Here is a 26,267-nt window from a genome sequence, read left to right on the forward strand (position 1 = left end):
TATAATTTTCAACGGGATTTGACGAATGAAACAAGTAAACTTCAAGCTTTGCAGCGTAGTTTTGGCTGTAGCTATATCCACCTCTGTATTTGCAGCGCAGCCGTATGACTGGAATAACCACATTCCAGTCAAAACACCAAGCACAAACAACAATGGTAAGACAGTATTATTTGATGTGTCACACGGTGGCGTTGAAGGAAACGCTGATTGGGTTATTGACGGTGCGTTTTCAGACTTTGCGGATGCATTAGTTAATGAAGGATATACCGTAAAAGAATATCGTGGTGTTGATTTAAACAATGACGGCAAGATTAGATTCTTTGACGACCGTACCTCTCAAAGCAATCAAAATGAAGCGGTTATCAGCTACGATGCGATTAAAGATGCAGATGTTTTTGTATTGGCAGAAACTAACCGTCCTTTCACTCAATCAGAGCAAGCGGCGTTATTGCAGTTTGTTGCGGATGGAAAAGGGATATTTTTTATTGCAGATCATTATGACGCGGATCGTAATCTAAATACGTGGGATGCCACTGAAGTCTTTAACGGCTATAACCGCTCAGATCTGGCCAAGTATAATCTAGGTGGTGAGTACGGTGACTGGCGTAATCCAAAATCAGCAGACATGGGATGGCTTGCAGAAAACTTTGGGATCCGCTTTCGCTTTAATGCCGCGGATTACAAACAAGGCGTAAGTGGTATTGAGTCTGCGAGCAAAACAGAAGGGATCACACTTGGAGTTACTCCTGTATTGATGGCCGCAGGCGCGACACTTGCGATTGTAGATGAACAAAAAGCGAAAGGCTTGGTTTATTTTTCACCTTTAGATACACCGGCTAAATGGCGTCATGCTAAAGATGATGGACTTTACTTTGGTGGTAGAAATGAAGGCCCGTATGTTGCTATCTCAAAAGCAGGGTTAGGCAAAGCCGCATTTATTGGTGATTCTTCCCCAATTGAAGACGCTACGCCTAAGTACAAGCGTCAGGATAATGGCAATAGTAAAAAGACGTACCCTGGCTGGACAGACAGTGGTAATGCGGCTGTACTTTCGGTCAACATCATCAATTGGCTAGCAACGCCTGAGTCGTATCAGTACTTTGATGGTACTAACGGTCATGCAAGCGGTGAAGTAACACCAGTGCCAATGGCGCCGCAAGAAATGTCTGATCCAAACAATGGTCAGCCATGGGGGACGCCTGCATCGGGTTTTGATGCATGGAATACAGATAGCTATAAAAATAGCTCTTTCAATGCGCCTTATGGTTCAGGGCAAACCAACCCAGATCCTAATCCCGATCCAGAGCCAACACCTGATGGCGCGATTTCTGTAGCACAGGCACTTGCTGCTTCAGCTGGGTCTAAATTTGCTGTGTTAGGTAAAGTGACAGCCGAAGTAAACGGTATCTATGGCCTATTACTCACAGATACTGCCAACGCATCGTTAAGTATCAACGTAAAGCTTGAATCTGCTCAGCGCAGTGACTTTAACCCGCAACTCAATCCTGAGATCCTTGGTCAATCAGTCATAGTGACTGGTACTCGAGACAGTTATATGGGTGAGGCTGGTATTCGTTATGTAAGCGATATTCAGATTGCACCAGTGGCATTGTCGGTTGAGCAGGCGCTTGCAACTGCCGAGGGCAATGAAATTGAGCTTGTTGGGCGCGTTAAATCTGCACTTAATGATATCTATGCTCTAGTACTTGAGGACAGCCAAAATCCAACTCATACGATAAATGTTAAACTTGAAAGTCACCAGCGTGCTGCATTTAGTCCGCAGCTTAATCCATCCATTCTTGATTCTACTTTAGTTATCAAAGGTGTTCGCTCATCGTATATGAGTGCACCGGGGATACGAGAAGTAAGTGAGATACAAACCGTTGGTACAACGACAGAGCCATCTAGTGATATGAGTGTTGCTGACGTATTAGCGCTAAATAATGGCTCGGCAGTGGTAGTCAGTGGCAAAATCACAGCTGCTGTAAACGATATCTACGCGCTTGAATTAAGCGACCCAACAGTTGCTGGCAACAAGCTATATATTAAGTTGGAATCAGCTCAGCGCGATGCATTTAGTCCCAAGCTTAACCCGAGCTTGATTGGTAAATCACTGAGAGTTGAAGGGATTAAAAATGACTATATGAGTCATCCCGGTGTTCGTAATGTTACTTCACTTGTATTGTTAAATTAAATCATTGTAATTGACCCTCCTTAAAGTAGGCATAGCGACGTTTATGTCTACTTTATTCTAAGCGTTATTCCTGTATATTCTTTGTTCATTCATTATTTCACAAACTACACTTTTGAGGTCATTTACCTAGTTTGGATGGTAATGATTTTTATTTGTGTTAGTGTGTCGGCGTTATAGTGACATAAACTCGCCAGCTGCAATGCTTAGTCGAGATCAGTAGGTGCTATTGCATAGTGTTTACTGAAAGGAATAGTGTTTTTAACTTTGGAACAAACTACATGAAATGCGTTTGCTTAATACTCTCTCTTTTATCCTTTAACCTTTATGCTGCAGCGGTCAATGTTGTGGTCACTGATGTAAAGCAACAACAGCTTGAACGAACATTGTCTTTAACGGGCTCAATTAGTGCAGCACAACACGCACAAGTGTCAAGTTTAACCGATGGTGTAATAACTAAGATCTCAGCTGAAGCTGGTGATATTGTTGAAGCAAATGCTGTACTGCTGGGTCTCGATGCCGCTTTAGTAAAAGCTGAGCTGAAAAGCGTAGAAGCAGCACTTGAGCGCGCCAAGGTCGATCGCAATAATGCGATAAGATTGGTAAAAGAAGCACAGTCTCTGTCGCAGCAAAAATTATTTGCGCAAACTGAGCTTGCTGACAGAGAGGCTAAGTTACAAGCATCAGAAGCCACGCTTTTAGAAGCACAAGCTAAGATAGCTTATCAGCGAGAGCTCGTTAACCGCCATCAATTAAAAGCGCCTTTTACGGGGGTGATAGCAAGGCGCACGGTTAATTTAGGTGAGTGGGTGACGCGTGGACAAACGGTGTTTGAATTAGTGAGTAGTGATGTTTTGTGGCTCGATTTGCAAGTGCCACAAGAATACTTTCAGCTTATTAACCTTGGCCGTGTCGTTAATTTTAGTGTCGCAAGCGCGCCAAGCGTGCTGCATCAAGCTCATGTATTGGCAAAACTTCCTATCGTTGACAAAACCAGTCGCTCGTTTCTATTAAGATTGGCAATCCCAACAGATGCGCAGTTGCGTGTCGGCGCATCGGCTACGGCAAAACTGCCGCTAATTCGAGTACAAGACCACAGCGTGATTATTCCTAGCGATGCGATTTTGCGTCATCCCGACGGTGGGTTCAGTGTCTTTGTGGCCGTTGACGGTCAAGCAAAGCGGTTAAACGTTCAAATTGGTGAGCGAATTAATGGTCATATTGAAGTTTTATCAGGCTTAGAGATAGGGCAACAAGTGGTGGTTGAAGGCAATGAGTTATTGCAAGAAGGCCAGGCATTAAACATTGTACCGGGTTTATAGGAGCGGGTGATGTTAAGAGCCAGTGTAAATCACGCCATTTTAGTTGCAGTCACGGTATTGATCTGTTCGATATTGGGTATTGTTGCCGCGTTTAAAATTCCGGTGCAAATGATCCCAGATCTTGAAGTAAGAACCATCACTGTGGTGACCAATTGGCCCGGTGCCACGCCACAAGATGTTGAAAAAGAAATACTGATAGAGCAAGAAAGGTATCTTCGCTCACTTGCGAATCTAACTCGCATGTCCAGTTATGCCAATACTGGTGAGGCAGAGGTAGAGCTTGAGTTTCCATTTGGTGTCGACGTCAACGAAGCGCTCATAAACGTGAGCAACGCGTTATCTCAAGTACCAAATTATCCTGAAAACGTTGACCAGCCGGTGTTATATAGCAGCGCGTTTTCGAGCAATGCCTTTATGTTTTTTAATCTAAAGCCGCAACCGGGAAATCCACTCAATCTTGATATTGATATGCTTCGCGATTATGCCGAAGACTTTATTCGTCCAGAAATGGAAAGAGTCAGTGGAGTATCTCAGGTGGGTGTGCGTGGTGGTGCACTCTATCAAGTACAAATTTTGGTAGATCAAGAACAATTGGCGAGCCGTGGAATTAGCTTAGTTGACGTTAGAAATGCAATACGCAGTCGTAACCAAGATGCCTCTGCTGGCGATATAGACAGTGGGAAACGGCGTTATTTACTGCGTATGGTCGGCCGCTTTGAGTCAGCTAAAGCGCTAGAAGAGCTGGTAGTCAGTCACCGTGAGGGCACCACAATTAAGCTTAAAGACATCGCTCAGGTAAAGCTTGATCATTATGAAGTGCGCGATATTGCCTATAACAATGGCGAGCGAGCCTTAATGCTCTCGGTGAGACGGGAAAGCGGTTCTAACGTGATGGCCATTAAAGAAGAAATGATGGAGGTAGTGGCTCGCATCAACCGTGACATGCTCGCAAATAATGGACTACAACTGACGCTATTGAGCGATGATGTTCGTTACGTTAAAGGATCAGTTGAAAATGTTTGGACGAATTTAGCGCTAGGTGCGGTGCTTGCGACTCTGGTGATGTTTTGGTTTTTAAAGAGCCCACGCTCTACCTTTATTGGTGTGATGGGCGTTCCAATTTGTACCATCGCGGCATTTTTGGGTCTGTTGCTATTTGACAGAACGATCAACGTGATTTCCCTCGCCGGCGTTGCATTCGCCATTGGCATGACGGTTGATAACACCATTGTTGTACTTGAGAACATAGAGCAAGCCAGACGCCGAGGTCTCGACAAACTTCAAGCTGCTATTACCGGTGTTCAAGAGGTATGGCCTGCGGTGCTTGCTTCAACCCTGACCACAGTGTTGGTATTCGCACCTATTTTGTTTATTCAGCAAGAAGCCGGGCAGCTTTATTCAGACGTCGCAATTGCGATTTCTGCTGCAATCATCGCTTCTATGTTGGTGGCCTTGTTTGTGGTGCCTGCGGCAAATGCAAATTTTGCCTGTAAGGAGATCTCCAGTGGCATGTTGTCTACGCCTAAACTGCCAACGTTTATTCCGGCGATGTTATCAAGTCCACGTGCTCGCATAGTGTGTATTGTATTCGGTAGTGTGTTGTTACTCGGTGGGGCGTGGTTATTTATGCCTAAAGCCGAATATTTGCCAGAGGGAGAGGAACCAAAAGCGTTCTCTATGATGATAGCGCCTCCGGGCTATAACCTCAGCCATATGCAAAAAATTGGTGATGAACTACTTCCTTATTTAAACAAGCATTTGGAAAACGATGACAGCGATTTTGTATCAGGTAAAACGTCGTTGCCACCTTTAAAGTATTATTCGATGTCTGTTGGTGTTGGCAGCATTTGGCTATTGAGTGAACCATACAACCGTGAATACATCGATGAAATGATGGAGGCAATCACGACCAAGTTTAGAAGCTACCCAGGAATGCGCGCATTTTCTTCTAGAGGCTCGATTATCTCAAGTAATGATGGCGGTTCAAGAGCAGTCGCTTTGGATATTAGCGGTACAGATCAAACGGCGCTCTACCGCGCGGCAGATGCAGTGTATCGGTTAGCGGGGGAAGTCTTTGATAATCCACAAGTGGATTCTGCGCCATCTTCTCTGACACTCGACCAACCGCTAATAGAAATCCAACCAAGATGGCAACGGTTGGCTGAAGTGGGTATGAGTGCTGACGAACTCGGCTATACGGTCGCAGCCTTGAGTGATGGCGCGTATGTTGACGAGTTGATCTTAGACGATGACAAAGTAGACGTCTTTTTATTTTCTGAGTCGGGTAATCAGCAAAGTCTCTCGCAATTAGCGCAATCTCCGGTTGTGACCAAAGCTGGACTGATCCCGCTGAGCGCTTTGGCCGATCTACGAGAAAAAGCAGACAGTGATAGTTTGCGTCGAGTTGATGGTCGTAGAACCGTAACTGTATATATTATCCCGCCAAGAAATGTTGCCCTAGAGGAAGCGCAGGAATTAGTAAGAACAGAATTATTACCGCAGCTTCAGAGGCAGGGCGATCTGCTGCCTGGTGTTAATGTGAGTATCGGTGGTGCTGCCGATCAACTAGACAAAACCAAAGAAGCGCTGGGCAGTAATTTTATCGTCGCATTAGCGCTGTGTTACTTATTACTTGTCGCAATCTTCAAGCATTGGGGCTATCCGCTATTTATTATGGCAACAGTGCCGCTTGGCATGGCAGGGGGCTTACTTGGACTAATTGCTATTAATGGCATTGGTAGCATAACAGGCACTTTCCACCAGCCTTTTGACATGATAACCATGCTTGGCTTTTTAATCTTGTTAGGGACTGTGGTTAATAATCCTATTTTGATTGTTGATCAAAGCCGCAGAAACCTTGAGAGTACCGCGATGAGTGTGTACGAGGCGGTGATCTCCGCGCTACAAACGCGATTAAAACCGATTGTGATGTCAACGATGACAACCCTATGCGGTCTTGCGCCATTGGTGTTTATTCCAGGAGAAGGATCTGAGCTCTATCGAGGCGTTGGCATGATAGTGCTTTGTGGTATTGCTATGGCAACTATCGTCACACTCACCATTTTACCCGCGCTATTAGTCAGCTTTTTAAAACGGCCGGTAGAGAGTTCTGTAAGCAAACTCTAACCATATATTAATCACGCTGTGGATATTACGTATGCCTTGCTTGAACTTTTCCGTTCAGCAGGGCATTTTTTTATTGCTAAGTGGTATGAAAGCTTGAATTTAACGGTTTTTGCCCACAGTAAAATAAGATGCGTACAGGTTTATATAATAAAAAGAGCACAACATGACAACTAACATAGGCTCTGCAATTATCGCCGAGGGCGGAGGTCAAAAAGGCATTTTTACAGCGGGCGTGCTTGATGCTTTTCTTGAGAAAAAGTTTACGCCTTTTGATTTAAAAGTGGGTGTCTCAGCGGGTGCACAAAACCTCGCAGCTTATTGCGCTCGCGCCAGTCAATATGCGCAAACCGCTATCGAATCACTGACGACGGAGCAGCAGTTTTTCCGTCCAGCACGATTTTTTACCGGTGGTAATGTCATTGACTTGGATTGGTATTTTCAGCAAGTAGAGCACAGCGGAAAAGTACGGTTTCCAACTGAGCCTAATCACCTCACGCCGGAAAGTAACTTTTATGCGGTTGCAAGTCACTTAGACTCGCTTGAGCCACATTATTTGCATACGTGGCACGATAACATGTTTACCCATTTAAAGGCTTCTAGTGCAATCCCTTTTTTATATCGACCAGGCGTTAAAGTTGCGGGTCACGGCATGATGGATGGCGGCGTGGCCGATCCTTTACCCGTGCGCTGGGCACACAGCCAAGGGGCAAAGACGATTTGGGTGATCAGAACCATTGAGGCACATGACGATGGCAAAATGCCAGTGCTTGAGCGTTTAAAGCCAATCATGCGGCGGGTTAATCAATCTCCTCGAATGTTTGAAATGTATCATCACTATCAAAGTCGTTATGCCGATGCGGTTAACTTTATGAATTCACCACCAGAAGATGTTGACGTCATTCAAATAGCGCCCAATAGACCACTGGGATCCATGGTTTTAGGCTCAAGTCCTGAGACCTTAAAGTCTGATTATAAATTGGGGTTTGAACTGGGATTAAAAGCGGTAGATAAATGGCGTGATATGCTTGAAGTAAGTGTAATGTAACTAGCAAGCCTCAGGTTGAGACTTGCTAAGTAACCTGAGCTGCGGATAATTAATGCCTTTCTAGCAGCCAGCTTTAGCGCTAACTGCGTTGAATTCACTTCCAATAGCCAGCTATTGGTGCGTAAATTCGCCTTGTTTTCCCTAAAACTCTCTGGCTAGAAAAGGAAAAAACTAAGTTGTTATTTAGAAACAATGAGTTGGAACATTCCTTATCCAAACCTCAGGTTAAGTATTATGTGCGTTTAAGACTTGCGAATTGAAATAGAAGTCGCTTCGATATCAATTCGGCCATCTTTAAATAAACCACCGATGGCTTTTTTAAAGTTAGCTTTAGAGGTAGAGAAAGTACGCTTGATGGCGTCAGGATCTGACTTATCGCCCAGCGGTAAATAACCGCCGCTTTCTTCGAGCTTGCTATAAATGATTTCCGCAAGGTCTTTAACCTTACCAATACCTGGCTTTTCTAACACGATATCAATCTTATCTTCGTCATGAATCGCTTTTACAAAGCCCTTCATGCGCTGACCAATATACATACGCTTAAATACATCATTGAAAAAGACCAATCCAAAGTGTTTTTCATTGACGATCACTTTATAGCCAAGATCGGTTTTTGCCGCGACGATTAGGTCTACTTCTTCGAATTTTTCGTACTCGGCTTTTGATTTACTCAAAAATTTACCCAGCGCACTAGACGCACAAATACGCTTACTGGCGTTGTCTAGGTAAAGCCTAACCAAATAGCTATAGCCGTCGCGCATTTTCGGCTTTTGTTCATTGAAAGGCGCTAACACGTCTTTTTCAATACCCAAATCCATAAAAGCACCAACCTTATTGATCTCTTTTACGCGAAGCAGGGCAAACTCACCGACTTGTGCAAGTGGCTTTTTGGTTGTTGCCGTTGCGTGTCCCAAGTTATCTAAATAGATAAATACTTCAACAGAGTCACCTTCTTCGGTGTGCTTTGGCACTTCTGCTCGAGGAAGAAACACATCGCCAAGCTCACCACCGTTTAAATAAGCACCTTCCGCGGTAAGCTCTTCAATGGTTAACATTTTGATTTGACCTAACATGATTATTCCTCGTCAGTTTGTGGTTTTGGTTTGCGACGCATCGGCATAGTACCGTCAATATCAATCGGTGGCGGGACCACTTTTCTCGGTTGTGATTTTTTCAACGGCTTTTTCTTAGGTTTACTTGTTTGTTTTGGCGCAGACTCTGCAGGGCGATTTTTACTCTGCTGTGGTTTTTGCTTAAGTCCTTTGAATTTACCAACAAGACCGGGGACTTCTTCAAAACGTAGTGGCTCATCAAGATAGTTTTTGATTGCCACATAGCTATCCCAATCTTTAGGACCAACAAATGAAACCGCAGTGCCTTTAAACCCAGCACGTCCTGTACGACCGATACGGTGGACATATTCTTCTGCCTGCTTAGGCAAGTCAAAATTCATAACATGGGTAACGGAGAGCAAATCGAGACCACGAGAGGCAACATCTGTGGTAACCAGCACTTTATAGATACCACGGCTGAAGCTTTCCATGATGTCTAACCGCTTACTTTGTGGCATATCGCCCGACAACGATACCGCTTTAATCGACATCTCATTTAACAGTTTGCTTAATCGGTCTGTGTCGCCACGGGTTGCGGTAAAGATAATGCACTGTCCTACGTCATCTTGTGTGATGAAGTGCTTAAGCAGCGCTTCTTTATGATCTAAATGATCGGCAAAGTAGAGTGCTTGCTTAATGTCTTCATGCTGCTGGTGGGCATTGCTTAACATAATGCGCTTTGGCGATTTAAGTAATTGACGTGATGATGCTTCAACTTGAGTATGGTCTAGTGTGGCTGAAAATAGCAGCGTTTGTCTTTGGCGGTGATCCGCAGAGTCATTAATGACGTCCAACTGTTTTTCAAAGCCAAGGTCAAACATACGATCTGCTTCATCAAAAATAAGCAGTTCAAGACCACCTAAAAATAATGAGCGATTTTCAACGTGATCGGCAATACGACCAGGAGTACCCACCACAAAATGCGGGTCTCGGCGTAGCGCTTTTACCTGATCATTGTAGTTTTCACCACCCAAAATCTTACAGACTTGAATATTAGTGCCAGCACACAGTGCACGACACTCAGAGAACACTTGAGTCGCGAGTTCACGAGTTGGGGCTACGATAACAACGCGAGGATCGCGTTTGCTCAGCGCTTTTTGTTTCATTACACGCTGTACGGCAGGCAGCAAGAAGGCTAGGGTTTTGCCAGAGCCTGTTTTAGACTGCGCAAAAACATCGTGGCCAGCTAGAGCCGTTGGGATGGCATGCGCTTGGATCTCGGTCGGTTCCGTGATCCCTTGGTGAGCCAGTTGTTGTTCTAGGCGCGTATCTATCCCAAGTTCAGTGAATCTCAAGTCAATTTCTCCAAGTCTTGAATTTTAAAAACACGAGATTATACCAAAGCATAGACGCTATCGGATATAGAATTTGTGTTTTTTGCATTTTAATCAAAAATCCGTAAAATACGCGCCTCAGCGCCGGGTTTGCGACTCGGTTTTCGTGCTTTACACATCGTCATGCTTAATGTGTAAGCTAATCAAAGCTTAAATCTAGGAAAATACAATGTCAGAACAATACGTTGTTTGTGCTATGTACAAGTTTGTCTCTTTACCTAACTATCAAGAGATAAGACAGCCACTTCACGATGTGATGGAAGCGAATGAAGTTCGCGGTACGCTATTACTTGCCGAAGAAGGCATTAACGGTACCGTTGCCGGTAAACGTGAAGGTATTGATGCGCTACTTACATGGTTAGACAAACAACCGGGCCTTGATAACATCGTTTATAAAGAGTCGTTCGATGAAACGTGCCCTTTCTACCGCACTAAAGTAAAGCTTAAGAAAGAAATCGTGACCATGGGTGTGCAAGGTATCAACCCTAAAGAAGTGGTTGGTACGTACGTAAAACCACAAGATTGGAACGCATTGATTTCAGATCCTGACGTTGTGCTCGTTGATACGCGTAACGACTATGAAATCGAGATCGGTACGTTTAAAAATGCCATCGATCCTAAAACCAAGACTTTCCGTGAATTCCCTGAGTGGGCACAAAATAACTTAAACCCAGAAAAACACAAAAAAGTGGCGATGTTCTGTACTGGCGGGATCCGCTGTGAAAAATCAACAGCGTATATGAAAGAGCAAGGCTTCGAAGAAGTTTATCACTTGGAAGGCGGCATTCTAAAATACTTAGAAGACGTGCCAAAAGAAGAAACCATGTGGGAAGGCGAGTGCTTTGTGTTTGATAACCGCGTTGCGGTCGATCATGATTTAAACAAAGGATCTTATGATCAATGTCATGCTTGTCGTATGCCAATCACAGAAGCAGAGAAGCAACTTGAAGAATATATGGAAGGGGTGTCTTGTCACCACTGCCATAAAGACCTAACAGAAGAGCAAATTGCACGATTTGCTGAGCGTCAAAAGCAAATTGAGCTGGCTAAACAACGCGGCGAAGGTCATATCGGCCATGAAGCACAGGATGCTATTCGTAAGCGCAAAGAAGAAAAGCTAGCGCAAAAAGAAGCGCAACGTCAAAAGCGCTAAAGATGCATTGTACTAAGAATACGTAACAAAGGGACCGGATGGTCCCTTTTCTCTGCTAAACCTTTCACTGCCAGCTATTTGTGCAAGCGCCATTCGCTTTGCAAACTTTTCATATTAGGTGTGTAGCCTTTTCTAATTCCTGCTTTCAAATTCTTCGAAATCAAATTCTGAAATTAAATTAATTTATAATAATCAAAGAGATACTCTTTATTTTCAGATTGGTGTCTTCCTTGCTTATTCAAAGGCTATCGCTGTAAATCTACAAATTGATTTACGCCGTTAAATTTTTGAAGGAGCTTTATGATGTCAAATACGGTAACCACAATTAATCCTGCGACAGAGCAACCCGTTAATGAATATACGTTAATGAGCTTGGACGAGGCGCAAAAGTCGGTGGACTTAGCCAATGACTGTTATTCATTTTGGAAGAAAACCACATTTACGCAAAGAGCACAAAAGCTAAACAGGCTTGCTGACTTAATTGAGCAAAATAAATCCAAGTTAGTTTCACTGATGACCGAGGAAATGGGCAAAGTGACGGAGCAGGGCGAACAGGAAGTCTCCTTGTGTGCTGAAATTTGCCGATATACCGCTGAGCATGGCGAAAAAGAATTACAGGATGAGCATCGGGTATTTGAGCAGGGACATGCCATTATCACTTATCAACCAATAGGCGTGATCTTAGGAATACAACCTTGGAACTTTCCGCTTTATCAGGTTATCAGATACAGTGTTTCGAACGTGATGGCGGGTAATACCACGGTAATGAAACATGCCTCAAATGTATTTGGTATGGCTAAATTAATTGAAGAGTTGTATTTAGAGGCCGGTTTTCCAAAAGGTTGCTATCAATCACTGTTAATTGATGGTGAGGCAGCAAGCGAGTTGATAAAGAATCCATATATTCGCGGGGTTACGTTTACCGGAAGCGATAAGGTAGGTAAACAAGTTGCAAAACAAGCGGCTGAGCTTTCTAAAAAAACCGTCCTAGAGCTTGGTAGTAACGATGCTTTTGTGGTGCTGGCAGATGCTGATATTAATAAGGCAGTGTCCGCGTGTATTCAAGGTCGTATTGTCAACAACGGTGAAACCTGCGTTGCCGCGAAGCGCTTTATTATCGTTGATGAGATTTATGATCAGTTTAGAGAGGCTTTTGTGGCTGGCTTTAAGCAGCTAAAGGTGGGAGATCCAACCGCAGCAGACACCGACTTAGGTCCTATGGCGCGTAAAGATTTACGTGATGAATTACACCAACAAGTTGAAGCGTCCGTTAAGGCGGGAGCGACTTGTCCACTTGGTGGAGAAATTCCAAAGCAACAGGGGTTTTATTATCCAGTCACCATTTTGGAAGACGTTAAACCCGGCATGCCGGCTTATGATGATGAACTATTTGGCCCTGTGGCGTCGCTAATTCGAGTGCAAGATGAGGCTGAGGCGATGATGGTAGCCAATGATTCACGCTATGGTTTAGGTGGCGGGATTTTTTCTGAAGACACTCAACGTGCAACAGAGCTTGCTATCAAGGAGTTTGATACTGGCATGGTGAACATCAATGGCTATTCGCTGGCGCAACCAAACTTGCCGTTTGGTGGTGTTAAAGACAGTGGCTATGGTAGAGAGCATGGTGGCTTTGGGATCAAAGAGTTTGTTAACGTGAAAACCGTAATGGTCGCAAGCGCTGAATAACGCAAACTGATCCTGACGTTTGCTTATATGCTGGAGCCAGTAATACTGGCTCTTTGCGTTTTAAATTGGTTATAATTCGCGTCCATTTTTTACAGCGAGAAAGACACGTGGGCGAAGCAAGCTTAACTACCTTACATTTATTGGCAACTGATCCAAGCGCAGTGGCGCAAGCGGCTGAACTTGCACGTGACGGTCAACTTGTTGCGGTTCCAACGGAAACCGTTTACGGCTTAGCAGCAGATGCAAGGCAACCCGATGCGGTAAAAAAAATCTTTGCAGCAAAAGGACGCCCAGCTGATCACCCGCTAATCGTACACCTCGCTGACAAGTCTTTGGTCACTGAGTGGGTGGAAACATTGCCAGACTATTTTGATGCCTTAGCTGATGCGTTTTGGCCGGGACCACTGACGATCGTTGCCAAAAAGCAAGCACATGTGAGCGATATAGTCACAGGCGGCCATCCAACCGTGGGTATTCGTGTGCCAAATCATCCTGCAATGTTAGCATTATTGCAGCACATTAACTCTGGACTTGCTGCGCCTTCTGCTAATCCTTATAAAAAAATTAGTCCAACCACCGCCGAGCAAGTGTTGTTTGGATTGTCCGGCAAAATAGCGGCTGTGTTAGACGGCGGTCCATGTGAAGTAGGACTTGAGTCTACGATTGTCGATATATCTTCAGCCACACCGAGGATCTTGCGAGCAGGCCCTATTACTAAAGCTACACTTGAAGCGGTGCTTAATATTGAAGTGGATGAGCCTGATGTACACACTGTAGCCGTCCCAGGTAACGTAAAAGCCCATTATCAACCAAGCAAGCCACTTACCCTGTTGTCGACAGAAGAGTTAGTTGCTCGCCTCAGCAGCCAGTGCGAAGCAAATACCGGTGTGTTGTATTATTCATCACAAATAGAGCGAATGATCTCTGAGAATTCAGCAAACAACGAGCTGGTGGATCTGAAACTTGGTGCCGACAAAGCCAAGTATGCGCAGGGCCTTTATCACGGGTTACATCAATTGGACCAATCAAGTGCAACCGAGATTTTGTTGGAAGCACCACCAACGGCGCCCGAGTGGCGCGATGTTAACGACAGACTGATGCGCGCGGCCGCGCAATAGACATAATTTGGCGCGGTAGCCTATCGCGCCTTACTCTGCCTCAATCTTTACATAACTTTACCTTACTTTACATGGGCTTATCTTGCCTTTAAAACGCTGCAAGGCATACTGCATCTTATCGCACTTATACTGTGTGTTATCGAATAGTTTATCTTGATGTGAGTGATTAACTGTTACACTCAAATATAGCTAAGAACAATGGAAATTATTAAGGTTAATATGTGTAAAGTAACGCGCTTGGTGGTTTTTACGGCCACTATGCTGATAACCAATGCCGCTTTGGCGAAACCTTCGCAAGTGATTGCAGAGCCTATTCAATTTGAAAGCAGTAGCCAGCAAATTCAGGCAGTAGGTAATGCTGAAGCTATTCAATCGGTTATTTTGTATCCCGCAATTGGCGATAGGGTGACTGCGGTACATTTTAAACCGGGCGATCAGGTTAAAGCGGGTACTTTGCTATTGGAGCTAGATTCACGCCGCCAAAAAGCAGCGCTTGAAGAAGCTAAAATTCGTCTTGCAGATGCGCAGCGCACCGTCGACCGCCTAACTGATAGCCAAAAGCGTGGTGCCGTCCCAATTAATGAATTAGATAAAGCGGTAACGGACAGAGATTTAGCAAAAGTCGCCTTGATCCAAGCTAAGAATGAATTAGAAGACCGCCAAGTGATCGCCCCTTTTTCTGGCGTAATGGGACTCACCGACGTTGAGGTTGGAGATCGCATTACCACCCAAACCGCGATTGCGAGTATCGATAACTTTGACAAGTTGTATGTTCAATTTGCGGCACCGGAATCGGCGTATGGCATGCTTAAATCGACCGATAGCGTGCTGCTGACACCTTGGAATGATAATTCAACACGGATAGACGCAAAGATAGCGCAAATGGACTCTAGAATTGACCCAACAGCCCGCACACTAAAAATCAAAGCCATCTTTGAAAACCGCAACGACCGTTTTTTGCCTGGAATGAGCTTTAGAGTATCGCTAACGGTATTAGGTGAAGAGTTTGCCGTTATTCCTGAAGCCGCACTGCTTTGGGGCGCAACAGGTCCTTATGTATGGAAAGAAGTAGATGGCAAAGCTAAGCGTATTGATGTGAAAATCCAACAGCGTTTGCCGGGTAAATTGCTGGTATCAGGCGATTTGGCTGCAAGAGAGTTATTAGTTGTAGAAGGGGTGCAACGTCTTCGTCCTGGGCAAGAAATTGCGGTGACGAATGCACTGGCGAAGGAATAAATTGTGACTAAACCGGAGTTACCACAGTTACAAGATTTACCGTCGATGGCCATTCGCCGTCCGGTATTAATCGTTGTATTAAATTTATTGATTATTATTGCAGGTATTGCTGCTCTTGCCGGCGTTGAAGTTCGTGAACTGCCCGATGTGGACAGGCCGCGTTTAACGGTGTCCGCATCGTTTCCTGGCGGCTCGCCTGAGACCGTCGACACCGAAGTAACGAGTAAGTTAGAAGGCGCAGTCGCGCGCGTCAGTGGTGTAAAAAGCATTCGTGCACAAAGTGAAGAGAATAATGCGCGTATTGTTGTTGAATTTCGTCCGGGCATTAATCTAGACGATGCAGCAAACGAAACACGCGAATCCGTTTCTCGAGTACAAAGAGAGCTACCTGAGGAAGTTGAACGGGTGTCCATTATTAAAGCGGATAATGACGCAGAAGCCGTGGTGTCTTTAACTGTAAGTAGTGCCTCTTTAACACTTGAAGGATTGACCGAGCGAGTAGAAAAAGACTTAGCGCCGCAGTTTTTGACTATTCCAGGCGTGGCCGATGTGCGCCTGAACGGCGATAGAGAGCGAGTGCTGCGCGTAAGACTTGATCCCTTAAAACTGACAAGCTTTAATCTAACCGTTCCGGATGTTGCTGCGGCGCTTAGACAAGCACCGTTTGATGTACCCGCAGGCAGTTTAAAGTCGGACGACCAACAGCTGATTGTCCGTGCCGATGCCACCTCTGTAACCGCTGAGCAGGTGAGTGATATCATCATTCGTGGTGAGACTCGGGTGGGGGATATTGCCTCTGTGTATTTTGGACCGGCTGATCCTCGCTCTATGGTGAGGCTTGATGGAGAGCCTGTAATTGGTCTTGAGATCATTCGCCAAGCACAGTCTAATACCATTGAAATCTCAGATGAAGTGCTGCAGCTCGTTGATAAGATAAAAGTACGCTTTCCAGATCTCGAGCTATTCGTCACCTCCGATGATGCACAGTTTATTCGCTCATCCGTAGACGAAGTCTTGAGCTCTTTAGTGATAACCATATTGCTGGTGGTATTCACGCTTTGGGTATTTATCGGCTCGTGGCGTGCGACGCTTATTCCAGCTTTTGCAATCCCGGTCGCGCTTATCGGCTCTTTGGCGCTGATCTGGGCGCTTGGCTTCTCGGTTAATATTTTAACCTTGCTAGCACTGGTGTTGGCCACTGGACTTATCGTCGATGATGCGATTGTGGTTAGTGAGAATATTCAGCGTCGTCGTGGCGAAGGGATTGGTCGTCGCGCCGCGGCGGTACTTGGGACAAGAGAAGTTTTCTTTGCTGTAGTCGCGACAACCGCAGTACTTGCTGCGGTATTCGTACCGATTGCCTTTTTACCCTCGACTGCGGGCCGACTGTTCAGGGAGTTTGGTGGCGTGTTAGCTGGTGCCGTGATTATTTCTTCATTTGTGGCCCTGTCATTGGTGCCAGCATTAACATCTAAGTTAAAAGTAAAGCAAGATAGCAAAAAGCATCTATTTTCGAGCATTGGTGTGAAACTCGCAGAAATGTATCGTGGTACGATCCACTGGGTGCTTGACCATGCATGGCTAACCTTTGGTGTATTTGTGGTTATTGCGAGCTTATCTGGTGCGCTCTATTCGCAATTGGATAATGAGCTTTTGCCATCTGAAGACAGAGGTAAGATCCGGATTTTCGCAAGAGGGCCTGACGGTGTTGGCCTTAACTTTATGGACCGACAAGCCAAACAAATGGAGGACATTTTATTACCTTTTGTGGAAAGTGGAGAAATAGAGTCTATCTATACGGTTGTTGGTCAGTGGGATCCCAATATCGTGTTCATTACTGTGCCGCTAAAACATTGGGATGAGCGTCATTTCTCGCAACAGGAAATTATCGATAAGATCAGAGGACCGCTTGGTAATATACCCGGTGCACCTGCTCGTGCCTTTGGTGCAAACAGTTTAAATCTTAGAGGCCAAGGTGGTGGTATCGAGCTTGCGCTACTTGGTAACGACTATTTAGAGATTTTTAAAGCAGCGCAACAATTTGCGGCTTTGGTTGAAAAAGAAATGCCAGACGTGGCTCCAGTGCAAATCTCTTATCAACCCTCGCAACCTCAGCTCCGCGTAAACATTGACCGTCGAAGAGCAGAAGAGCTTGGCGTTAGTTTGAGTGATATCTCAACGACACTTAGGGCGGCCATTAATGGCGATGATGTTGCTGATTTGAATGTTGGCGATCAATCCATACCAATTATGCTGCAAGCTCAAAACCATACCATCAGAGACCCAAGTGATTTGGCTAACCTTTATGTTGGCAGCCGCTCTGGTGCGTTAGTTCCGCTAAGTAGTCTTGCCGTTATTGTAGAAGAGGGCGTGGCTGCCGAGCTTGAACGCCACGCTCAGCGTCGTAGTATCGAGCTGGATATGAAACAGCCAGAAGACATGCCTATGGCAGAAGTGGTTGAAAAATTACGAACGCTGGCAGATCAGAGTTTACCTGACAGCGTGACGCTGGCGTTTAAAGGTGAAGCGTTAACCTTTGAAGAAACTGCCAACGAAGTGTTACTTACCTACGTGCTGGCGTTTTTGATTGTGTTGCTCGTACTTGCTGCACAATTTGAAAGTGTAAATAGTGCCGTTGTAGTTATGATCACAGTTCCGTTTGGGATCACCTCCGCCATACTGGCGCTGTATCTTACAGGTACTTCGCTAAACATATACTCGCAAATCGGTTTAGTGATGTTGATTGGTTTAATTGCTAAAAATGCCATCTTGTTAGTTGAGTTCGCAGATCAGTTACGTGATAAAGGACGTTCGGTAAGACAAGCCGTTGAAGAAGCAGCAGTGATCCGTTTACGTCCTATCATGATGACCTTAGTGTCCACATTGCTTGGTGCTTTACCGTTGATTTTATCGGTAGGTGCAGGTGCTGAGTCGAGAAATGCAATCGGTTGGGTCGTATTTGGCGGTTTAGGCTTGGCGGTTTTCTTTACGCTTTACCTCACACCTGTCGTTTATCTCGGTTTAGCGAGATTTACAAAACCGAGGGCGGATGAAACCAAATTATTAGTGGATGAACTTGATAAAGCTGAAAGTTAAATTCCACGGTTAAAAATAAAGTAAGGTGAGCGCAGCAATAGCTGCGCTTTTTTTATACAGTGATTAATGTTGTGGTAACACATTCTTTGATACTTTTTGTTGAACTTTTCATTATTTAAACTGTCACAACCGATGTGGTTGTTTTATAGCCAGTATGTTTGCTACTCTAAGACAGTAAATCCTGTTTTCTATAACAATAATAAAAATAACAAGCTAATTGAAAGAAGATGTGTCATGGGTAATTTATTTTTAAAAGAACGGGAAAATTGGACCGCCTGGATTATTTGGAGCTTGATAGGATGCACGGCAACCGTTGCATTATCGAGTTATACCAGTGAGATATGGATGGGGCTATTGGCGCCTATCTTGGTATTAGGATTACTAACAACATGGATGAGTTACACCAAGCGATTTGATTTTTCCAGAGCATTCAAAGTGCTTAGTACCGTTGTGTTGTTTTCATCTATTCCGGTTATCATTGAAAAAGTGCTGCCTGCAAAAAACGCAGTCATTGGTATGATTGACTCGGGGATCATCGTGATTGCAATGGTTATCGCCAGTTGTATTTTTGCTTACATTGCCAAAAGGCCAAAGCAATATTATTGATTATTCGGCTATTATTTGCGCTTTTGAATGCAAAAATCGAAATAGTGCTTTACAACCGATGGATAACTCCATAAAATGCGCGCCAACAACGGAGAGATGGCTGAGTGGTTGAAAGCACCGGTCTTGAAAACCGGCATACGTTAATAGCGTATCTAGGGTTCAAATCCCTATCTCTCCGCCACCTCATTCCCAAAACCGCCTCCAAATGGCGGTTTTTTTCGTTTGGAGGCGTGTATGTCTGCGGCTAGTAACATGGCAATAATAAAACATAGTTCTATTTGGATTGTATTTAGTTATTTTTATCTTAGTGGTCTAAACATGGCGCTTACGTTGTCGATTGATTCGCAACAAGACCCTGATATTACGATGACGCTGCTGCATGTTTTTTTATTCAATTGCCTTGTTGGTCATCTGATCACTAAATATGAAAAATCCTGGCCAGAAATTGCCAGTGTGGTTATTGCATTATTTGGTGTGGTTGGATTTGGACACTACTTTGTTGGTAGCTTGGGAGAGTACAGTGATGAGCTTAATATTGGTCTTGTATTATTGCTGCCATTTGCAACCTTTGTAATGAAAAAACTCAAACAATATGCCGAAGAGAAAGCCGCTAGTTAGCGGTTTTTTTGTGTCCGACGAATAGCTTGACTGCTTGATAATCAAGCAGCTCCGGTATCTTGCCTATTTTGGCTGTGATACAATCTAAGATTCTTGTTAATAAAAAATATGGAAAGACTATGTCTCAATTCAACACAGACGCAGATAAAGCGAGCTACGGTATTGGTTTACAAATGGGTGAGCAACTTAAAGCAAACCCTTTTGAAGGTCTAAACCTTAACTCTGTATTCGAAGGTATGAAAGATGCTTATGCTGGTGACAGCTTCCGCGTTGAGATCCCTGAAATTCAAGCGGCATTTGAGAAGATCAATGCTGAAATCCAACAGCGTCGTGAAGAAGAAGCTAAAGTGTTAGCTGCTGAAGGTGTTGCATTTCTAGAAGAAAATGCAAAGCGTGCTGAAGTAACAGTAACTGAGTCTGGTCTTCAGTATGAAGTAGTTGAAACTGGCGAAGGTGATAAGCCTGTTGAAGATTCAAAAGTACGTGTTCATTACCACGGTACTCTAATCAACGGTACGACTTTTGACAGCTCTTACGAGCGTGGTCAACCAGCTGAATTCCCAGTAAATGGTGTTATCAAAGGTTGGACTGAAGCACTTCAAATGATGCCAGCAGGTTCAAAATGGCGTCTATACGTACCGCATGAGCTTGCATACGGCGAGCGCGGTGCAGGTGCTGCAATCGCACCTTTCTCAACGTTGATCTTTGACGTTGAACTACTAGACGTACTTTAAGTCTATGCTTTGAGTGGATCTGTTCGATCCACTCTATTATTCCATTTAGCGTTAATACTCCCTCAAATTGAGCGACTAAACAACAAAAACTTTTACCTCGCCGACACAGACCTCGCTACCTTGCCCATAGCTGTGCTATCGACAAGATTTTCTCGTCTAAAAATGAATCGTTGAATTAGGCTAGTTGATATTACTTTTGCTGCATATTTTCTTTAACCCGCCTCATTACTTCCATTCAATACTAAATACACATTCTCCCAAAGCTTTGATAATGCAATTAGGTAGTCAGGCGTTTGAAAATGGGGACAGTCGCTGCCGCCATATATAACGGCTTTAAGTTGTTCAAGTACGGCTAAGTTGGCTTTATCGCGCAATGTCATTATTTCATTCACCGTAAACGCATGTTGCTCCAGCAGGTAGTGGCTTCGCCACTCTTTACTAGACATAGTGATAGGTGATGGTAACCAAGTTAATGGACCATAAGTATCGCTTAGCAGTAATGTGCCATGGTTAAATATGGCTGAGACTCTATGATTGATAAATGTTGCTGAACCATCATCAAACTCAGACGCAAAGTTTTGACAAAGCAGCGAAATGGACATCTCCCCGCGTTGTAGCAAAATACTAGCAAACGCACTCGGAGTAGCCTTCGGTTGAATGGCTACTGTCACATCAACTTCGTCGGTAAACAGACGACAAATTAAATCCAGTCCCGAATACAGTGTCCTGAGGTTAACGGCGAGGTCTAGATGCATACATTGGCCTTGTGCTGCGGCACTGAAGTAGCTGTCATAGAAAGAGCGAATAGGATACAAATCGGCGAAATGGGCGTTCACCCAGAACCTAACGCCATTCGCTTTTGCGACTGCTAATGCCTGTGCCATCGAGGTCGGCCCAATTGGATGTTCACAAATTACATGAATATGTTTTTCTAATAGTGCGATAGTAATCTCAATACCGGCATCGCCAGCGATAGCCACACAAGCAATATCTACTTGTTTGTCTGTTATCTGCTCTACATTGGTGTAATGTGGTACGGCAAAGGACTGAGCGTACTGTGTTGAGCGAAGACCACCAGTTGACAATATGCCACTGAGCATCAATCCCGTATTTTGAAACTGTAATGCCCGAATATAAGTAGCACCGTAATTTGTTCCGCATACTAAAACTTTCATAGCTGAGTCCTTATGCAATGGGGTGTGGATACAAGTTAACCGCGCGGCCTGCCAAGAGTTTATGCAATCTTGGGTTGTCAATGCGCTTGAATTGTTCGCCAAAGTGAATGGGCTGCATATTAACACCAACAGCTCGAGCAACTCTAAATGGACTTAATGCAACGTCTGAAGCAGTGACGTCAACAATGGCAATATCAACCCCCGCTTTGGTAATGCGCTGTCTTAGATCTGCGGCTCCCTCAAGTGTAGGATAAGACCAGCATGATAGCGGTTTAGATTCAGATTTAGGCTGTCTCATGAAGTTAAAGGCGGATAAGTGTGCACTAGAGAAATAAAATGCAGCATGATCCTCTAACGTTCTGACCTGCTCTACGGTTTGTGGAGCTTTATGCCCACTCTGCATTAGGCTGCAAAGATAGGGCATAACATGACCTTGCTCCAATAGTGCTTTGGTGACAGCCACATTGATGTTGTCATGGGTTGCTAGTGAAACTGATACCGCAGGCGTGGTGAAGCCATCGCCTAGACCAAGGCAAACTACCGTTGGGAGATGGATGCCGACGTCAAGAAGGTATAACTCTAGCGCTATGCCTTGCTGTGTTATCGATTCGACCATGAGCTTCAACTTGCCAGTTAGCAAAGAGTCGGCATCTAATCTAGTACAAGGGAGTTGGGCGTACCAGGTAAGCATCATCGCATCTCTTTCAATGAGTTCGAAGCAGGCTCTGACAGCGGCATCTTCGTTATCTTTACCTGCCGCTAAGCCATTAGAAGAAACTTGACTGAATTGTTCTTCATAAGGGCAAGTAAAATTAAAGTAGCTCACTAAAGCGGGCACCCAAGTAGCGCGACTTGTGCCAATCCAACTGCCTTCAACCCAATGAATTTTTTGTTTGCTTCGCCATTTACTAAAAGGAAACCCTGGTGTTGCATACTGCTCGGGAGAATAGAGGACTAGATCTGCTGGGTTTACGTAGTCTCCTTGAAGTTGATTTACCGTGGCATAACGACAGTTACGAATATCGTATCTTGCTGCTGAATAACGTTCAAGTGCTTCACCCACGGCACTAATATGAGCTGAAAGCGAGTCTAATCCTTTGCCTGAACCAACTTGGCCTTGTGTTCTCGGATCAAACTTACCACTTGTAAAACTACTTAGGCTTGCAGATGCGGTGACAGGGAGTTCAGGCAAGTGGGGGGCATGGCCCGTTAGTTGTTTTATCACGCCAAATTCAGGGTCAACCCAACCTCGCATCATTGTTTTAAATTGCTCAACTGTCTCTAATTCAGAAATGGCTGATAACGCCTTATTGCAGGAAGAGATATCTTGTTCGCTAGGGCCAGAGCATACTGCGCATTCAGGGACTGGAATAATAGGGTGGAGCGAGCTTTCTCCACTAACCAAATTGGTTGTTCTGGTAGTATTTTGCAGCACAGATTGCGTGTACTGTAACAAAATGGTTTGTATATCAGTTGCAGCCTGCATTGCGATTGATGCTGACATACTACTTAAAATTGAATGGGCTCGAGCGCCGGAATGTGCTTTATTCGTGATCTCATCAATCTTGTGTGCAGTTTGCGGATTTATTGCGGTGCCAAGTTTTCGCAGCCGTAAACAGTTCCAGCATCCACCGCCTTGATTGGTAACATATGGACCTACATGCCCGGTTAGTCCATCAATTGAGACGTAAAAAGTAGGTAGTGCAAGCTTAGCTAAATGCGTGGCGATGTTGGTATGCGCACTGAGCGAGTCCGATGGCAGAGAAATAACAACCAGATCCCAGTTTTGAAGAATAACTTCATCTAATGGGGAGTTCAGTTCGGCAGTTTGTGCACTAACTTCTGAGTGAACAAAGCGTTGCTTTAGGTAGTCTGTGAAGGCATCGACCGTTGTAGTATTACTTGGCAGGTGATTAACTGCATGATGATAATAGCCACTTTGGTTAGTACAATTAGCATCATCAAGAATATGAATATACCCCACGCCAGCATTTAACAGCTCTTCTAGCATAGGCATCGCCCAAGGCGTTAACCCTATACACAGAATACGGTTATTCTGGAGTGTTCGTGGATCACGCTTTGCCTCATTTTGCCACGCGTTAATAAAGCGGTATTGTTCAGGCCAAGGAGCTGAGGTTGAGTTGATAACAACGCGTTCAATGAGACCTTTTTGCTCCAATAAGCGCAATAATTGCTCAACACTAGCGCTAGAGTATTGCGTTATCTGTGATGCGATCTCATCGAGGCCAAAGTCACCATTTAATAAAGGAATAATGTCGTCAACAAAAGCACTTATGTCTTTTCCATGGAGTTGAAAATCTCCAAGATCAGAGCGTAGCAATACTCCCTCATCGTTAGGTAAGATACTTGCGGCAGGTGATAGCCTTATTTTATCTTTATTCATATGCATCCTCTGTAAGTTATGGAAGCCCCGATAGAGAGGCTTCACTAATGTCTTTATCCTTGAACTGCACTCAACATACAGCAATAAATTGGACCTGGTGTACAGGTATAACATTGGTATGTTGGGTTACTTCCGGCACACAATTGTGCACCTTGAAAGTGATTAACAGAGGGTTGACACAACACACACTGTGTTGGCTGACAAGTAACGCACTGCGGTTGACATAATACACACTGTGTTGGCTGACAAGTAACACACTGCGGTTGACATAAAACACACTGTGTTGGCTGACAAGTAACACACTGCGGTTGACATAATACACATTGTGTAGGCTGGCAAGGAACGCACTGCGGTTGACATAAAACACATTGTGTTGGCTGGCAAGGAACACACTGCGGTTGACATAATACACACTGTGTTGGCTGACAAGTAACGCACTGTGGTTGACATAAAACACATTGTGTAGGCTGGCAAGTAACGCATTGCGCAGGCTGGCAGGTTACACAGAACGAAATGATACAAGGAACACACTGTATGCTTTGTGCGCATTGAACACTAGCGCCCCCTGAAGGTTGACACTGTAGACATTGCAATGATGCAGATTCTGGCGTAGCAGTAGGCTGACAGTGAAGGCAGCAGTTACAGAAATTGACAACACAAGGTAGGCAGTTTGTACAAGGCGAACATGGAGTACATGGTGTGCAAGGAGTACATAAATAGCAAGGACTGCACGTAAGGGCGCAAGCGTCGCATTTACGTACTCCCTCTGCTTGCTGCTCAGAATATTGCTTTTCTAATTCTTTAACTTTTGAACTTAGCTCAGTGAGCTGAACCTGAAGATCTTTAACGTCATTACTCATTTTCAAATCCTTTATGACCAAAGTCATGGCTTTAGATTGATATTTGGTGCCGAGCGATAGACACCGCTAAATTCGCCATGGCAAATAACAACAAGGTTGAGACCTGACTAACTACATGTAGATATCAACTTATATTTTGAACCTAAGCGAAATCCTAGTATCGCTATCCCACCTTAAACAGGGTGTTTGCAGTAATGTGGGGAAACAGTAGTTTGCTGTTTTTGGTGTTGTTAAACTGTAGCGAGATATTCTGTGTGTATTGCAGTTGCAACGCGCCATTGGATAACCTTTCTATCCAGTAAGTGGTAGAAAAGTTTGGAACGTCTACATGGTTTTTACAAAATGGGATACTTGAAACTAATCCATCATTGTCACTGTTAACGGTCAAAATATCCGTTTTAGTGATAGGGTTATATGCTTGGTTAACTAGCAATTGTTGTTCTAACACGATATTCGGATTGATATTTGGATTACTCGGTGAGTTTTCGCCATACAAACCCGCAATGGCAGTACCTGCCTTAGTTTCTGGTTGCGGCAGCGTGTTGGCAATGGGAATTTCTGGACGACCATCGACAAAGTGATGATTTCCAAGTGCTAAAATTGAGTTACCGTGTGGAATTGAAACCTGTTTGACTATCGCATGCTCTGGATTTTGTATTGGCACGTTTGCTCCACCTGAAGGAGCGGGGATATAAGGAGGGCGGTTGTACTTACCTGAACCTTGATTGGTGGTGGCTAAATTGAGCCAAGTGCCATTTTCAGCATGCACAAGTTGGTCTTTCTTGTCACCGTCGGCAAAAAATACACGTTGCTCATAAAAGATCGTATAACTATTTTGTTGATAATCGCCACCTCGATTTACTACTTTTCCTTGTGTAGCGCTAAAGGTGATCACCTCGTAGTAAGGGAAATTAAATAATATAACCCCTTCTGGAGCAGTTTCTTGCGGCAGCGGCATGACGTTAAATCCCGCAAAACGAGCACTTGCCCAAGTGCCGATGAGATCTGCCAATGGCCCAAGTGCGCTGAGGGTTTCTGGCTGGTTATTTCCTCCTCCTGTTGCGAGTAAAGGTATATTGTAATCTGGGACAAAACCTTGCTTGTTAGGTTGCAGCGCAGCTTGTAGGTGATCTGCTGTGGCTTTTGCTTGCTGATTGGTGACAGTATTAAACATAAAAAACTCCCTTTAAAAGGTTTGTTAATAAAGTGTTTTCAGTGTTTAATTTAAGTATGGTTATGCAAATTGATCGATTACATCACATTACATTGAGGGCTGTGTTGTGCATATGAATACTTAGGTGTTTGAATTGGCAGGGTTCTATGACCTCGGGTGAGCGCTATGTTGGTACAACTATAGTAAAGCGCTGATGTTATCATGAGAGATCTCAAAACGCACAATGCAAAACGCTCCCATGAAAGGGAGCGTTTTTAGCAAAGCTGAGTTTGTGACG

At 44.4% G+C, this 26,267-nt stretch carries 17 protein-coding genes and 1 tRNA gene; 13 read left to right on the forward strand and 5 right to left on the reverse strand.

Going from position 1 to position 26,267, the window contains the following annotated elements; translation table 11 throughout:
* The first annotated feature begins 25 nt into the window (after positions 1 to 25).
* The 4 genes from EXT47_RS08355 to EXT47_RS08370 all read left to right on the forward strand — a co-directional run bounded on the left by EXT47_RS08355 (position 26) and on the right by EXT47_RS08370 (position 7,684).
* Entirely contained in the window at positions 26 to 2,194 is a 2,169-nt protein-coding gene (locus EXT47_RS08355; protein WP_130126276.1) for a DUF6359 domain-containing protein, read from the forward strand.
* A 278-nt stretch (positions 2,195 to 2,472) separates the two neighbouring features.
* On the forward strand, positions 2,473 to 3,513 hold the full coding sequence (locus EXT47_RS08360) for an efflux RND transporter periplasmic adaptor subunit (RefSeq protein WP_130126277.1): 1,041 nt from the start codon (positions 2,473 to 2,475) through the stop codon (positions 3,511 to 3,513).
* 9 nt (positions 3,514 to 3,522) lie between these two features.
* Entirely contained in the window at positions 3,523 to 6,639 is a 3,117-nt protein-coding gene (locus EXT47_RS08365; RefSeq protein ID WP_130126279.1) for an efflux RND transporter permease subunit, read from the forward strand.
* A gap of 163 nt (positions 6,640 to 6,802) precedes the next feature.
* Positions 6,803 to 7,684 carry a patatin family protein gene (locus tag EXT47_RS08370; RefSeq protein WP_130126281.1) on the forward strand — a complete coding sequence of 294 codons (882 nt, stop codon included), beginning with the start codon at positions 6,803 to 6,805 and terminating at the stop codon, positions 7,682 to 7,684.
* 242 nt (positions 7,685 to 7,926) lie between these two features.
* On the opposite strand, the gene EXT47_RS08380 is transcribed toward EXT47_RS08370, so the two are convergent.
* A complete protein-coding gene (locus tag EXT47_RS08380) occupies positions 7,927 to 8,757 on the reverse strand; it encodes a S1 RNA-binding domain-containing protein (protein WP_130126283.1) in 831 nt (276 codons plus the stop codon).
* A gap of 2 nt (positions 8,758 to 8,759) precedes the next feature.
* Entirely contained in the window at positions 8,760 to 10,091 is a 1,332-nt protein-coding gene (locus tag EXT47_RS08385) for a DEAD/DEAH box helicase (protein WP_130126285.1), read from the reverse strand.
* 208 nt (positions 10,092 to 10,299) lie between these two features.
* Between EXT47_RS08385 and EXT47_RS08390 the strand changes: the two genes are divergently transcribed.
* From EXT47_RS08390 to EXT47_RS08430, 9 genes are all read left to right on the forward strand, one after another.
* Entirely contained in the window at positions 10,300 to 11,283 is a 984-nt protein-coding gene (locus tag EXT47_RS08390) for a rhodanese-related sulfurtransferase (RefSeq protein ID WP_130126286.1), read from the forward strand.
* Positions 11,284 to 11,586: 303 nt separating this feature from the next.
* Positions 11,587 to 12,969 (forward strand): NAD-dependent succinate-semialdehyde dehydrogenase, encoded by a 1,383-nt coding sequence (locus EXT47_RS08395; RefSeq protein WP_130126410.1) that lies wholly within the window; start codon positions 11,587 to 11,589, stop codon positions 12,967 to 12,969.
* Between the two features lie 107 nt (positions 12,970 to 13,076).
* Positions 13,077 to 14,087 (forward strand): L-threonylcarbamoyladenylate synthase, encoded by a 1,011-nt coding sequence (locus EXT47_RS08400; protein WP_130126288.1) that lies wholly within the window; start codon positions 13,077 to 13,079, stop codon positions 14,085 to 14,087.
* 198 nt (positions 14,088 to 14,285) lie between these two features.
* Entirely contained in the window at positions 14,286 to 15,323 is a 1,038-nt protein-coding gene (locus tag EXT47_RS08405) for an efflux RND transporter periplasmic adaptor subunit (protein ID WP_010604799.1), read from the forward strand.
* A 45-nt stretch (positions 15,324 to 15,368) separates the two neighbouring features.
* The gene (locus EXT47_RS08410; RefSeq protein ID WP_172439979.1) at positions 15,369 to 18,419 is read left to right on the forward strand and encodes an efflux RND transporter permease subunit; all 3,051 of its coding nucleotides are present in this window, start codon (positions 15,369 to 15,371) and stop codon (positions 18,417 to 18,419) included.
* 234 nt (positions 18,420 to 18,653) lie between these two features.
* Entirely contained in the window at positions 18,654 to 19,025 is a 372-nt protein-coding gene (locus tag EXT47_RS08415; protein ID WP_010379077.1) for a hypothetical protein, read from the forward strand.
* Between the two features lie 90 nt (positions 19,026 to 19,115).
* Positions 19,116 to 19,206, forward strand: a tRNA-Ser gene (locus EXT47_RS08420).
* 53 nt (positions 19,207 to 19,259) lie between these two features.
* Entirely contained in the window at positions 19,260 to 19,643 is a 384-nt protein-coding gene (locus EXT47_RS08425; protein WP_010604797.1) for a hypothetical protein, read from the forward strand.
* Positions 19,644 to 19,762: 119 nt separating this feature from the next.
* Complete coding sequence (locus tag EXT47_RS08430) at positions 19,763 to 20,377, forward strand: FKBP-type peptidyl-prolyl cis-trans isomerase (protein WP_010604796.1); 615 nt, start codon at positions 19,763 to 19,765, stop codon at positions 20,375 to 20,377.
* A gap of 212 nt (positions 20,378 to 20,589) precedes the next feature.
* Here EXT47_RS08430 and EXT47_RS08435 read toward each other — a convergent pair whose 3' ends face one another.
* From EXT47_RS08435 to EXT47_RS08450, 3 genes are all read right to left on the reverse strand, one after another.
* Positions 20,590 to 21,552 (reverse strand): Gfo/Idh/MocA family oxidoreductase, encoded by a 963-nt coding sequence (locus EXT47_RS08435; RefSeq protein WP_130126290.1) that lies wholly within the window; start codon positions 21,550 to 21,552, stop codon positions 20,590 to 20,592.
* Between the two features lie 10 nt (positions 21,553 to 21,562).
* Positions 21,563 to 23,956, reverse strand: a complete 2,394-nt coding sequence (locus EXT47_RS08440; RefSeq protein ID WP_130126292.1) for a TOMM precursor leader peptide-binding protein — start codon at positions 23,954 to 23,956, stop codon at positions 21,563 to 21,565.
* 1,023 nt (positions 23,957 to 24,979) lie between these two features.
* Positions 24,980 to 25,990, reverse strand: coding sequence for a heme-binding protein (locus EXT47_RS08450; RefSeq protein WP_039495837.1), 1,011 nt, complete (start codon positions 25,988 to 25,990; stop codon positions 24,980 to 24,982).
* Between the last annotated feature and the right edge of the window lie 277 nt (positions 25,991 to 26,267).

Origin of the sequence: Pseudoalteromonas sp. CO342X (genome assembly GCF_004208915.1) — a bacterium.
Taxonomy (GTDB): Bacteria; Pseudomonadota; Gammaproteobacteria; order Enterobacterales; family Alteromonadaceae; genus Pseudoalteromonas; species Pseudoalteromonas maricaloris.

What these genes read in the sequence shown, in the direction of transcription:
- EXT47_RS08355 (WP_130126276.1), top strand. Translation starts at nt 26, where the DNA reads ATGAAACAAGTAAACTTCAAGCTTTGCAGCGTAGTTTTGGCTGTAGCT.
- EXT47_RS08360 (WP_130126277.1), top strand. Translation starts at nt 2,473, where the DNA reads ATGAAATGCGTTTGCTTAATACTCTCTCTTTTATCCTTTAACCTTTAT.
- EXT47_RS08365 (WP_130126279.1), top strand. Translation starts at nt 3,523, where the DNA reads ATGTTAAGAGCCAGTGTAAATCACGCCATTTTAGTTGCAGTCACGGTA.
- EXT47_RS08370 (WP_130126281.1), top strand. Translation starts at nt 6,803, where the DNA reads ATGACAACTAACATAGGCTCTGCAATTATCGCCGAGGGCGGAGGTCAA.
- EXT47_RS08380 (WP_130126283.1), bottom strand. Translation starts at nt 8,757, where the DNA reads ATGTTAGGTCAAATCAAAATGTTAACCATTGAAGAGCTTACCGCGGAA.
- EXT47_RS08390 (WP_130126286.1), top strand. Translation starts at nt 10,300, where the DNA reads ATGTCAGAACAATACGTTGTTTGTGCTATGTACAAGTTTGTCTCTTTA.
- EXT47_RS08395 (WP_130126410.1), top strand. Translation starts at nt 11,587, where the DNA reads ATGTCAAATACGGTAACCACAATTAATCCTGCGACAGAGCAACCCGTT.
- EXT47_RS08405 (WP_010604799.1), top strand. Translation starts at nt 14,286, where the DNA reads ATGGAAATTATTAAGGTTAATATGTGTAAAGTAACGCGCTTGGTGGTT.
- EXT47_RS08410 (WP_172439979.1), top strand. Translation starts at nt 15,369, where the DNA reads ATGGCCATTCGCCGTCCGGTATTAATCGTTGTATTAAATTTATTGATT.
- EXT47_RS08415 (WP_010379077.1), top strand. Translation starts at nt 18,654, where the DNA reads ATGGGTAATTTATTTTTAAAAGAACGGGAAAATTGGACCGCCTGGATT.
- EXT47_RS08425 (WP_010604797.1), top strand. Translation starts at nt 19,260, where the DNA reads ATGTCTGCGGCTAGTAACATGGCAATAATAAAACATAGTTCTATTTGG.
- EXT47_RS08430 (WP_010604796.1), top strand. Translation starts at nt 19,763, where the DNA reads ATGTCTCAATTCAACACAGACGCAGATAAAGCGAGCTACGGTATTGGT.
- EXT47_RS08435 (WP_130126290.1), bottom strand. Translation starts at nt 21,552, where the DNA reads ATGAAAGTTTTAGTATGCGGAACAAATTACGGTGCTACTTATATTCGG.
- EXT47_RS08440 (WP_130126292.1), bottom strand. Translation starts at nt 23,956, where the DNA reads ATGAATAAAGATAAAATAAGGCTATCACCTGCCGCAAGTATCTTACCT.
- EXT47_RS08450 (WP_039495837.1), bottom strand. Translation starts at nt 25,990, where the DNA reads ATGTTTAATACTGTCACCAATCAGCAAGCAAAAGCCACAGCAGATCAC.